10 protein-coding genes and 2 pseudogenes are annotated in these 12,187 nt (G+C 32.9%); 6 read left to right on the top strand and 6 right to left on the bottom strand.

Translation table 11 applies throughout. The annotated features are described in order from the left end of the window. Positions 1-421 precede the first annotated feature (421 nt). From ACUN26_RS27600 to ACUN26_RS27585, 4 genes and pseudogenes are all read right to left on the bottom strand, one after another. Complete coding sequence (locus ACUN26_RS27600; protein ID WP_000439572.1) at positions 422-2,260, bottom strand: M60 family metallopeptidase; 1,839 nt, start codon at positions 2,258-2,260, stop codon at positions 422-424. 270 nt (positions 2,261-2,530) lie between these two features. Next, positions 2,531-3,703, bottom strand: a complete 1,173-nt coding sequence (locus tag ACUN26_RS27595; RefSeq protein WP_001258160.1) for an RICIN domain-containing protein — start codon at positions 3,701-3,703, stop codon at positions 2,531-2,533. 762 nt (positions 3,704-4,465) lie between these two features. After that, positions 4,466-4,796 (bottom strand): annotated as a pseudogene (locus ACUN26_RS27590) (DDE-type integrase/transposase/recombinase); the annotation flags it as partial. A gap of 93 nt (positions 4,797-4,889) precedes the next feature. Next, positions 4,890-6,119, bottom strand: a complete 1,230-nt coding sequence (locus ACUN26_RS27585; RefSeq protein WP_001065619.1) for a helix-turn-helix domain-containing protein — start codon at positions 6,117-6,119, stop codon at positions 4,890-4,892. A 240-nt stretch (positions 6,120-6,359) separates the two neighbouring features. Between ACUN26_RS27585 and ACUN26_RS27580 the strand changes: the two are divergent. Then, a pseudogene (locus ACUN26_RS27580) lies at positions 6,360-6,673 on the top strand (NAD(P)H-dependent oxidoreductase); the annotation flags it as partial. A 166-nt stretch (positions 6,674-6,839) separates the two neighbouring features. Here the strand turns inward: ACUN26_RS27580 and ACUN26_RS27575 are convergent. After that, positions 6,840-7,313 (bottom strand): MarR family winged helix-turn-helix transcriptional regulator, encoded by a 474-nt coding sequence (locus ACUN26_RS27575; RefSeq protein WP_001016481.1) that lies wholly within the window; start codon positions 7,311-7,313, stop codon positions 6,840-6,842. Positions 7,314-7,513: 200 nt separating this feature from the next. Between ACUN26_RS27575 and ACUN26_RS27570 the strand changes: the two genes are divergently transcribed. From ACUN26_RS27570 to ACUN26_RS27555, 4 genes are all read left to right on the top strand, one after another. Next, positions 7,514-8,098, top strand: coding sequence for a DUF3238 domain-containing protein (locus ACUN26_RS27570; RefSeq protein ID WP_001284288.1), 585 nt, complete (start codon positions 7,514-7,516; stop codon positions 8,096-8,098). Between the two features lie 157 nt (positions 8,099-8,255). Then, positions 8,256-8,855 (top strand): DUF3238 domain-containing protein, encoded by a 600-nt coding sequence (locus ACUN26_RS27565; protein WP_000182098.1) that lies wholly within the window; start codon positions 8,256-8,258, stop codon positions 8,853-8,855. 601 nt (positions 8,856-9,456) lie between these two features. Further along, positions 9,457-10,077, top strand: a complete 621-nt coding sequence (locus tag ACUN26_RS27560; protein WP_002040165.1) for a DsbA family oxidoreductase — start codon at positions 9,457-9,459, stop codon at positions 10,075-10,077. Between the two features lie 216 nt (positions 10,078-10,293). After that, on the top strand, positions 10,294-10,920 hold the full coding sequence (locus tag ACUN26_RS27555) for an FMN-dependent NADH-azoreductase (protein ID WP_000214301.1): 627 nt from the start codon (positions 10,294-10,296) through the stop codon (positions 10,918-10,920). 512 nt (positions 10,921-11,432) lie between these two features. Here ACUN26_RS27555 and ACUN26_RS27550 read toward each other — a convergent pair. After that, complete coding sequence (locus ACUN26_RS27550) at positions 11,433-11,615, bottom strand: hypothetical protein (protein WP_000848331.1); 183 nt, start codon at positions 11,613-11,615, stop codon at positions 11,433-11,435. 296 nt (positions 11,616-11,911) lie between these two features. On the opposite strand from ACUN26_RS27550, the gene ACUN26_RS27545 reads away from it, so the two are divergent. Further along, the gene (locus ACUN26_RS27545; protein ID WP_001087721.1) at positions 11,912-12,187 is read left to right on the top strand and encodes a hypothetical protein; all 276 of its coding nucleotides are present in this window, start codon (positions 11,912-11,914) and stop codon (positions 12,185-12,187) included.

Raw genomic sequence — 12,187 nt, 5'->3', positions numbered from 1 at the left:
TTTTCTTAGCTTGATTGTGATGGGGTATTAAAAAACGTTATCCTTTCTAAATAAGCTAGGTTGGGTATTTTTTCCCAAACCCCCGAACAGGGGGAATTAGCTTAATTGATTTTAAATTTATACGCTATGTCAAAAAGTGTACTATATGACATAGCAAAAAATAGGTCTTTTCATTTCAAAATTACAACCAAATCACTTTTGAAACATATCAGTAGAATTCTAGATGTTTTGACAAACCTATTTTTAAAAATAACCCAAAATCCTTATAAATAAGGATTTTGGGTTACTTTTTTCTTATTCCCTCTTTTCAAGGGGATAGACAAAAACACCCAAGAAACAAAAAAAGCTTGTGATTATTAATCAAGCAAGCTTTTTTATCAAACTTTATTTAAAAGTTACACCTTGTATGTTTTGGTAATACTTATGGTTTAACAGGCGAAGAATCAGTTAGAACATCTACTTCTGCTATAGAAGCAAATCCATTCTTTCCGTTCGTTACTTCCACTTTTACATATTTAGCGGAAACAGGTTCGAATGTTGCCAATTTTTGTGTCGTACTATTTTCCCATGTTCCAGAAGCTACTTTTTGATAGTTACTACCATCCATACTTGTATAAATATTATAGTTTAAAATACGGCCATTAATCCCACCATCTTGACGCGGGAGACACGCTACTTGAGTAATCGATTTCGTCTGATCGAGATCTAACGTTAAGTTGTATGGATATTGATTTGTTGTACTCCATTTGCTATGCCAAATAGTGTTTGGATTGTCATCAATTGCATTCCTAGCTGGATCATGCCATGATTCCTCGCTGTTTGCACTTGCTTTCATTATTTTTTTAGACAATACAGCTAGTGGTTTAACAGGTTTAGCATCCGTCGCTTCCCATATAGGGGCAATTAATGTTGGATTATTTAAAGCTTCTACTTTTTGTCTCGTTTCTTGTGATGCTTTCAGCCCCCATTGATCAAAAAATGGAAGTAAATTTTGTTTCGCTACTTTCGATGTATTGTAAATAAATAATTGTATTTTACCTTCAGCATCTAATCTAGTTTGATTCTGTGGTAACTCTCGATATAGTTTGTGAAGATTTGGATAAAAATCTTCACCATATGCTAATTGAAGTTGCCAAAGCATAACAAGTTTCACAAACAAGTCGTCAATATTTTTATATTCTTTATCTGTTTGTTTTAAATACGTAAAGGCTCTATCGTAATCCTTATTTTGTTCTAAACGTGTTGGTTGATTCGGGAATAATTGCTTTTGTGCAGCTAAAGAATATAGGTTAACAGTTACTTCCCACGTACCCCTTCGATCATCCCACGTCCATGGCTGTTGCTGCCTTTTATGTCCTGCTTCATGCATTTGTCCCCATCCAAATTTATTAACATCTAAAGCACTTTCGATTGCGTTACCAGCAGTAGTAAAAAATACTCCATTAGTACTTGCATACATGCCCCAAGTGTTTTTGTTAGGATTTTCTGCAAAAGCCCAAATGCGACGAGTTGGACGATGCAACGGACTCGGGTCTGTTTCAGATAACCCTGATATCTTATCTTGTGCTCGAATCATTTCATCATATTTTTTTAATAGAGGAACAGGATCTTGGTCCACGATATATTGCTTGGCACTATCCTGCGTAACAGTAAGTACTGCTTTTTCTGATTTCAATTGTACAGCATGTGCATCTGGGTACTTGTCCATCATTGCAATCCAGTCTTCTTTCGTATGTTTCCCTAGTTCAAAGAATGGAACAGGGCTCCCGCCTTGTGTTACTTTCACCGTAACTGTTCCTGTTTTTTGATAGTTATCAAACCCTAATAAACCACCGTTCGGAGAGGAGATCGTGTTAGAACCAGGAGAAAGGTCAATTTCTTTTCCTCCTTCTTTATCATATTCAGTTGTCCCAATAATTGCTTTAATCTTTTTTGTTCCCGATACTTCAATTGTAACTTGTTCATTCGGTTTTACATAGATTCCTGTTGGCATATATGATTTTGTATATGATCTTCTTTCTCTTTGTGCTTCTTCATAGTAATCTCCTGTACCTGGAAGTTTAAACTCCCTCTGTTCATACTGATTTTCAGTTTGCGTGGCAACCGTTTCAGCTTGAACTGTCAAGTTATTTGTTAAAGTAGGTGTAAATAGTGTAGTTGCCAAAATAACAGATGTAGCAAGTACTTTCATCGGTTTTTGGAACATAAAATTATTCCTTTTCTTCATATAAATCATCCTTTCCTTTTCAATTCGTTCCATTAAAGTCCTTTCAAACAAAAAGTGACTTAAAATCAACCCTTATTGTGTATTTGGGAGTTACTTGACGTTTCTCTTTTTTCGAATCTAAATATTTCTTCCTTTTAAATATAGCAAGGAGGGAATATGTAATTGGAATAGAAATACTTATTTTATCATTTGAAGTAAACAAATAATTATAACAAGGGAAACCCCCTCATTTTTTGAGGGGGCTCCAGCACTTCACTTTGCTTGTCCACGTACTGTTGAAGTATATTGCAATATGTTTCTTATTTATTTAGCTATTGTTCTTGCTATCGTTTGCTTACTGTCTCTTACAATCGAAGGATCTGTAACAACTGAACCGTCTGTTCTCTTTACTGTATATTTTGTTACCAGTTGATATGCTGTAAATCCTGTGTTTTTACCAGGTATACTTGGAATACTCTTTTCCTCTGTTTCTTCCGTTGCATTCGTAGAAGTTTTAGTAACTTCTGTTTGTATTGTTCTTGAAACACTCGATTTAATTGATAGAGATGATTCTCCAAATTTCAATCCCAAGTCTGAACCAAAGCTCATTGCAAGCGTATCAGACATCTTTTTTTGATCTATCTCACTTACACCTGATTTAACTGTATATTTACTAGTGGCACCAGCAGGAATAATTTCTGAGCGTACTTTCTCCCAATATTCTTCTTTTACTAAGACATAATATGGTGAATTGTGTATTTTTGTATAATCACTCGCACCATTATCCTTGACCATGATAGATGGTATTAAAGATGCCCCAACAACAACAGAATTTGACGTTTGAGGTAATTGTTGATCAATAGTCCCACTTGTATTATAATCTGGAGCATTTGGTCTAGTTCCTACAGCTGGTAAGGTTGGTAATGAAAAAGTACTGCGTGCAGCTGGAATATGAAATACCCTATTATTATCAGAAGGATTTGATTCATCCAAATCTACATAATCTTTAAATCCATACCTTTGAACCCCCGCCCAAGATGCAACTTTCCCAGATCCTTGGTTTACAATTTCAAAATTATTATTTCCCTTGTCTCGTAAATACCATTGTTCATTAGCGGCACCAGTCCAACTCGTTTGTCGCAACCCCTGATCATTGTCATTGTAAAAATCACGAACACCATCACTACCAATGAAAGCATTACCAATCCCTACAGGTTTTCCACTATTTTTATTTACGATTGCATATGCTCCTCCATCAAGTGGGAAAAATACAAATTGTTCATTGTCACCACGGGCTCCATCCCATAGAACAATACCTGCATCATCAGATTGCCACCCTTTATATACATCCCAAGCTATGTTTGTATTAGCTGCCAAATGAATAGTATGATATTCATTATTTGCTGGAGCTGCTGCTTGACTTGAAGGAGCCCAGATAGATAGACTCATTGCTCCTACACCTAACCCTGCCATGACTTTTTTTGATACTGATCTCATAATATTTCCCCCTAGTTTTGCCGGTAAAATCCCTACAAAATTACAAAAGATGAAATTATACTGTACATTGCTTATACTTTTATTGCGAAATAAAATCACTTTTGCTATGTAGAAACTTAAAACCAATTTTGTACAAATATAATACTTTTGTGATTCGAGACCTTTTAAAATAACTGAATATTAAGAAAGTTTGAAACAACATAATGTTACTTGCAACTTTACTAAACTCCTATTTAGTGTAATTTGCCCCTTTCTTAGTGGTCGTACCAGTTATGTTATTTATTAAAACATTAAATTTCCGATGCGTATATAGTAAGATTTTGTCGTAAATAGTAGAATTTCATCTTATATATTTGATAATTTTATTGTTACATACTTAATATGAGTGAAAGGATATTATACTAATAAAATTAATGATGAATTCTATTGTATTAATTATAATGATTACAACTTAATATATTCAATAAAAAAATAACTATATTAATTTAGAGGGGGGTAGTTTGTATTTTAGAAAAACATTTATAGAATAATTTAATGGTATTACTTATACTTTTTTACCTTTATTTAGGTATGCATAATTGCATGAAATGTGGATATATCAAGTAATATATGATATATTATTAAGTTTTATGGAATAATTCCCGATATTACTGTTAATAAATAATTAATTTTCCATATTATTCAAAAACATCTTTATATAGTCATAAAAAAACCTCTGAAATACAATTCATTCTAACCACCTCAATACTTGACATGAAGATAATAAGATGGATTCTTATCGATCCGTTATAACAAGAAGTATTGAAACATGAAAAGGCCGCAAAGCTTTCTTGAAAAAGCGCTTTGCAGCCTTCTGGTTTCTTGTTTTGCTTAAAAAAATGGTTTGTGTTTCCTTTCAAATTAACACCATGATATAAATATATCCATTGCCATTTTACTTTGATATATGTTTCATGGACTCTTCAAGAGTCATTGGTTTGAGGTGAAATCAGATTCATTTGTCCAATTCAGAACCATACTGATGAACGCAACGCATAATAGTTGTATAAAAAATGGATAAACCCCGTTTCTCCATCATTTTCACAAAATAACGTACCATTTCTAGAGTAATAGAAACAGTATGCTCAAGTTTTAGAGATTACTTACACGTATATTAAAGTTTTTGCACCAGAAACAGATACCAAGCTTATATTACGGTATATTTTTCACGATACTGTCTAGGAGTCATGTTTGTAATTTTTTTAAAAACCTTTATAAAATAACTTTGGTCATGAAAGTTAAGCAAAGTGCAAATATCTAATAATGGATATGTAGTTAGTGTTAATAATTTTTTTGCTTCTTCTACTCGTTCCCTTTGAATATATTCACTTAAAGGAATTCCCACTTCTTTTTTAAATAATTTAGATAAATAAGTAGGGGTAATCGCCAAATGATCAGCGAGTTCATTGAGAGATATTTCATTGTAAACATTTTTTCTAATATGATTCAGGCATGCAGTAATCGTTTTTGAATACTTTTGCGCATTGTATTCTTTCACACGATCTGCAAAAGTACGTAAAGCGTCTCCTGACAATCGCTTTACAGAGTCTACGTTATCTAGTTGTTCCATGGTTTGTATATACAAAAGACTAAGAGAAAAAGCAATATCTGATGGAAGGTTACCATCTATCGCATATCGAGTAGCTAGAGTAATCGCAATAATTCCAAGAACCTTTTGGTTTCTGAGTGGATCTGCTGCTAAAATAATCCCATCACCTTCTTTTGGAATCGCATACATATATTGTAATAATTTTTCTTTATTTCCTTCTTTGATTGCTAAAAAATAATTATGTACAAATGCCCTGTTGTGAGTTTCAGGATTATTTTGTCGGCGTTTTAAAATATATAAATCAGGTTTCACAATTTTATAGGGAACTTCCTCTAGCAATTTATTTTTTTCTAAAACGATATCTACATCTAACTTTTCATTGAAAATCATGTAATGTAATAAGATTCCGATATCAATTAAAGTAGTTTTTTTAATCTCAGGTAGGCACTGATAGTAGGCTAGTCTTTCTTCAATTTTATTACTTGAGTTAAATTCTTTCCGGATGTTAAAGGCTATATCATCTGAGCTCTTTGGGTGTATAGTGGGACCGATTATAATAGTCCCTTTTACACAATCATGATTTGCTATATGAATTAGGACGAAATTTTCAAGATAACTGTTACATCTGAAAAGTGGGAAGTTATCGGGATCATTTCCTTGATAAATGTCACTAAGATGTTCTTCTTTAGAAGAATAAAATGGACTACAAACATCATCAGAAATAGAATGATATAAGATTTTTTTGTCTGTAGATAAAATGTGAACAGGTACATTAAAGGCTTTATGTGCGAGATCACACAAGTGTTGTATGTCGATGGAATTATTCATTACCTTCTCCTTTTAATTGGGTTAAATGATAAATTTTCACATTATTCCTTTATAGATTCATAAATTATTTGCCGTCAGGTATAACTCACGACAAAATATTACTATAAAATATCAAAATAGTACAACTCACGACAAAATATCACTATATTCTTTTATAAAAATCATATATTATTTATTTGCAATTTTTATACAAATATAGAAATGGGTAGGGAAATTGCAGTACGTTAATCGGTTGTTATTCCAGCCATTTTGAAAACATATTTGGACGCTGTGGCTGTTTCAGGAAAAACATTTAAATATTCAAAAGAAGGATCAATAGGATTACTGACAGGGAAAAAAGCCTTACACATTCAAGCACGCGGTGATATTTACTCTGAAGGGTCAGAAGCTTATAGAGAAATGGGTCATCTTTATTTAGAAGTTATGATGGAATTTTTCGGTACTTCCTCCTTTGAAGGAATATTTATTGAGGCCACAACAAGTTTCCAGAAAAGGCACAAGAAATGAAGAAAAAGGCTATTCTTAGAGCTAAAGAAGTTGCTAAAGATTTTTAAATATTTTTTTAACAAATCACTAAGCTTCTACTTAACTTTTACCTAATTCATCACTAAACAATTTTTTTGCACTATTGACAGACAAATACGGATTTTTATCATTTGGGGAATCATCTGTTTCGTAAGTTAATGAATGTTTGGTTGATCCCCTTTATAGACTTTATTCTTACCAGACAGGTCTTAACCACGATGACAATTTACCTTCATTTGCTTCATATACTAATTTTGTTAAATCCTCTTTGAGCATTTGCATTCGTTCTGCACCTATGTTTTCAATCCAGCTCCCCTCAATCTCAGCTAGTATCTCCTCTTTTGCTTGCACTACTAACCACCCTCGTTCAGTCAAAACAATAATATTCCCTCTCTTATCAGTGGGATAAGTTTGGCGCATTACATAACCACTTTTCTCAAGATAATCCACCATTTTACTCACAGCTTGCTTTGTAATTCCTAAATATTCGGCTAGTTCTATACCTGTTGCTCCACTAGGAGTGATGCATTTAAACATAAAATCATGTACAGGTCTAATGTCTTCAAATTCCAATTCACTCAATCTGTCATGTAGTTCATTAATCGATGTACTAAAGGATAATGACAAAAGCGATTTAAGATCCAATTCATTACATACTTGATGATTCATATATAAAACCTCCTCCAACAAAGTCAACCCGGTTGACTTTGTTGGAATTCCATTGTACTATGCTTAACATAGTCAATTATGTTGACTATGTTAGATTCCATTGCACTATGCATAATATAGTCAATTGAATTGGCTATATTATGATTATGAAAGAAATAGGATTCACCAAAATAAAAATTAATAAATTATGGAGGTTTCTCATGGCTAATATCGTTAAAATTAGAGGTAGTGTATTTGCACCATATGCTTGGTTGGCACCTATTAAAGATTCTTCAACAGGAAGAGTATTCGAATATACTGGTGATGCACGTGAATTTACACCATATGCTGTAAACACAATGCGGTCAAGATTAGAGCAAGAAGTAATTATTGATTTTTATAAAAAAGAAATTTTCACATTTGCAGATGCTTGTATTACAACTGTAAAAATTACAAATCCAGATGGTTCTATTGAGCATAAAAAAGGAAAAACAGATACACAAAACATTGTATGTACGAATGTTTTGTGGGGCGCTGATGAAGTCTCTTTTGAAATGAAGGCAAGTGCTAACAATCCTTTAAATACAGCAGCACCTGCGGCTGACTATTTATTAACTATACGTGTTAACAAAAGTGGAGCCTTGCATATTGAAGGTTCTCATGATGGGTTCCCTTGCTATGAATTTTATAAGCAAACGGATTTTGGTCGATTTGAATTAATCTATACACATGATTACAGAGAAACTGGTGACACTCCAGCGGCGCTAGCTGGAGAGATGGAATACAGTTTTAAAAAGACAATTTAAATATAAATATGAATCAGAAGAGTATCACACTTTACAAGCGGTAGCTAGTATAAATGGAAAACAATTGATTGTTCTAAAGAAATTGTGGCCTGTTTTGCTCAATGATTAAAGGTTATGTATTATCCAAAATAAAATTAAAATTACAGAGGTGCTTCTCATGACTAATATCGTTAAAATTAGAGCAAGTGTATTCATTCCAATGTCTTGGACTGCAATAGGTTGGACTGGACCTAAGGAAGATAAACAAAAGGGAAACTTAATCGAATTCGAAGGTGACTCACGTGAATTTACCCCTTATACTGTAAACGCTATGCGTTCTAGAGTTGAACAAGAAGTAGTTGTAGATTTTCATAAAGAAGAAATTTTCACATATGGGAATACGGGTATAACAACGGAAAGAGTTACAAATTCAGATGGTGTCGTCAATAAAAAAACAGGAAAAGCTAGTACAGAACGTATTGTATGCACTGATATTGAATGGGCTTCTGATGACGTCAAGTTTCAAATGAGTGCAAGTGCTAGCAATCCATTAAATATAAATGCACCTACTGTTGACTATCTTTTAATTGTGCATGTCAAAAAAGATGGTACTGTTGATATTGAAGGTAAACATGATGGATTCCCTTGCTATGAATTTTATAAACAAACAGATTTTGGTCCGTTCGAACAAATTCATACACATGATTTCAGAGAAACTGGTGATACACCTGAAGCTCTAGGTGGGGACATGGAGTACAGTTTTAAAAAGATATTGTAAGGATGATGTTTTACCACATTGTTATTGAACCAAGATAAATTTGTATTCATGATAGGTATATCGCTCGCAAAATGGGAAAACCCATATGAAATAAATCTATATAAGAAATGCTATTGGTTTCATGCCGTTATAGATGATTCCAGGCAATATAATTTAAATCGATGTTAAAATAATGATGAAAAAACCATTCGAGTTTTTCTATTTTGTTGCCGGTATACCATTGTTATCAAACTAAGGTTAGGAAAGATCAGTTTCAAAAGAAACTTTTTTCTTTTTCTAAAAACAGTGTAGATACTTAATTAGACGTATACTGCTCGGGGGATGTTGTAGAAGCAAAAGAATTGTTTCATTTCTATGAAAAACCGAATCTTGATTCTCCTATAGGAGCAAATCTAAAAATTGTTTTAGAGTTTATTGTAATCTAAGCACAATAAATCATGGGTCAAGTATTTAGAGAGTATAAGAATGGAACAATCCCGTTACATTATTAGTAAATAAATTTTTCGCCGTAAGTATGCGGATACAATGTAAGCATATATTTTTTTATCCAGATGTAACTTAACGTGTTACATCTGGATAAAAAAAGTGAGGAAACGTATATATGACTATAAAAATTAAAGTTTATTCTGATTTTATATGCGCATTTTGTTTTTTAGCAACAGGTCCTTTGAATGAGGTTGTAAAGGAAAAAGATGTAGAAGTAGAATGGATGCCATTTGAATTGCGTCCTAGTCCATCTCCGAAAATTGATCCACGGACACAAACTCGTGTAATGGCAGCTTGGGATTCATTTATTTATCCTACTGCTGAAAAATTAGGATTAGAAATAAAGTTACCACATTTTCGTTCGTATACACATCTTGCGTTTGAAGGTTATCAATTTGCAAAGGAACTTGGAAAAGGAAATGAGTTTCACCATAGAGTGTTTATTGCACATTTCCAAGAGGTACAAAATATTGAAGACATCGAAGTGCTAACAAAATTAGCGGTGGAAGTGGGACTTTCTCAGGTTGCATTTAAAGAAGCATTAGTATCACGAAAGTACCGAAAAATGCATCAAGAAGCTCTAAGACATGCCCATCAAGAAGCTCAAATTATGGCTGTTCCAACGTTCATTATTGGTGACGAAGCCATTCAAGGATTTACTAGCAAAGAAATATTAGCAAAGGCGATTGATCAAGAATTAGAAAAGGGTAAAGAGAATGAGTTAGCTGGACTGTAATGTATACGGAGATTGTTAATGCTATAAATACTTGATGATTCATATATAAAATCGAATAAAGTCAATCGAGTTGACTTTATTCGATTTTTATTGTACTATACGGAACATAGTCAATAAAGTTGACCACATTGTTTTTTATTATAAAAGAAATGGGATACCCATTTTTACTGGGTAAATATAGAACAACGTAAAAGTGAGTAACAGGAGGAGAAGAGAATGACAACAGTTTTATTTGTAAAAGCAAACAACCGTCCAGCAGATCAATCAGTGAGTGTGAAATTATATTATGCATTTTTAGCAAGTTATAAAGAATCACATCCAAATGATACAGTGGTAGAGCTTGATTTATACAATGAGGAATTGCCATATGTAGGAGTAGATATGATTAACGGTACATTTAAGTCTGGTAGAGGATTTGATTTAACAGCAGAAGAAGCAACGGCTGTAGGTATTGCTGATAAATATTTAGATCAATTCCTTGCAGCTGATAAAGTTGTTTTTTGTTTCCCATTATGGAATTTAACAATCCCAGCTGTACTACACACTTATATTGATTACTTAAACCGCGCGGGAAAAACATTTAAATATACGTCAGAAGGTCCAGTAGGTCTTATTGGAAATAAGAAAATTGCATTATTAAACGCAAGTGGCGGTGTATATTCTGAAGGACCAAAAGCCCCAATGGAAATGGCTGTTAAATATGTAGCAAGTATGATGAGCTTCTTTGGTGTAAAAGATATGGAGAAAGTCGTGATTGAGGGCCACAATCAATTTCCTGATAAAGCAGAAGAAATTGTTGCTGCAGGGCTTGAAAAAGCGATTAAAGTAGCAAGTACGTTTTAATTAACAAAACACTTGTCACTCTATATGGCAGTACCAACACTTTTATAGCGGTGGTACTGCTTTTTTATTTGCTTAGCTCGCATCAATTGGGTAGTAAGGATCCAATTGATGTGAGCTTTCCATTAAGTTTTCTTTCTGTTATTATTTTTTGAATACCATATACATATTTTACCACAAATAGTTAATTTAATATTTATTGGGGAATTAAAAACAAAAGTAAACTAATATTCAAAAGTTTATTTTCATTTTATTATGAGAGGTATCGCCAGCATTTCGGAAAAAACCCACGCTAAGCAAAAATACAATAAACTACCCATATGGACAGCTTATATACAAAATAACTAAAATCTGACCTCACTCATTAATTGCTTTTTTAAAATGCTCCTTGTATTAAATACTTTAACAATCGAGGTGCAATTAAAGTCGTAACGATAATTACAATAATAACTGAAGTGAAATACTCCCGCTATAATACTTATTATCATTTTCACTCCCCCTTACGTTTCCCCTTATCATTCTGATTTACACCCAATGATTGAAGCTGAATATTCAATTCCATTTACAATTGCTTGTGTTCGATATTGTACTACACCCTCTAAACCCTTTGAACGAAACTTTTTTACAACTTTATCTAAGTCCATTTTTAAATCCTTACGACTCCCAGTTCTAACTATTTCAATTTCTATAGTTTTCACAGTAACATCTCCTAAACAGAATGGTAAAAATTTGTTGCGTTCACTATCTCTTTGTTCTTCTTTACAATACATTTAATCTATTAAGATTTAAAAATTATACAACAAAAGAGTGACTCGTTTAGAATCACTCTTTTCACCTACCTCTTAACTTCATACCATTTATAATTGAGTTCTTCACCAAAATCACTTGTGACAATCCCTTTGACCGATGAATGTTGCAAGTAAGAACGGCCCACTCAATATTTTCTATTCAAATATGATAGAATGAAAATATATTCAAAACGGAGGGAAAACAAATGAATTCAAACACAAAACAGTTTATTTATGATATCCAGCAAAGAAAGAACAATTATATAGAAAATGTATTAATAGCAATACAACACCCTAAAAAAGAGCAATCTGAACAGGTCATTCAAAATATAGTAGAGAAGATGGATATGATGATTAGTCTAGTTACTACGTACATGGGGATTGAATCAGGATCTACGGAAGAATTAAAAGAACTTCAGCAAGAAATTATCCATGCTCAAGCATATATCCAAAAAAGGAAATTTGAAGAAACACAGAGATAA

It is taken from the genome of Bacillus sp. WC2503 (assembly GCF_052682895.1).
Note: the sequence above shows the minus strand (reverse complement) of the source record. Positions and strands in the feature narration are given on the sequence as shown.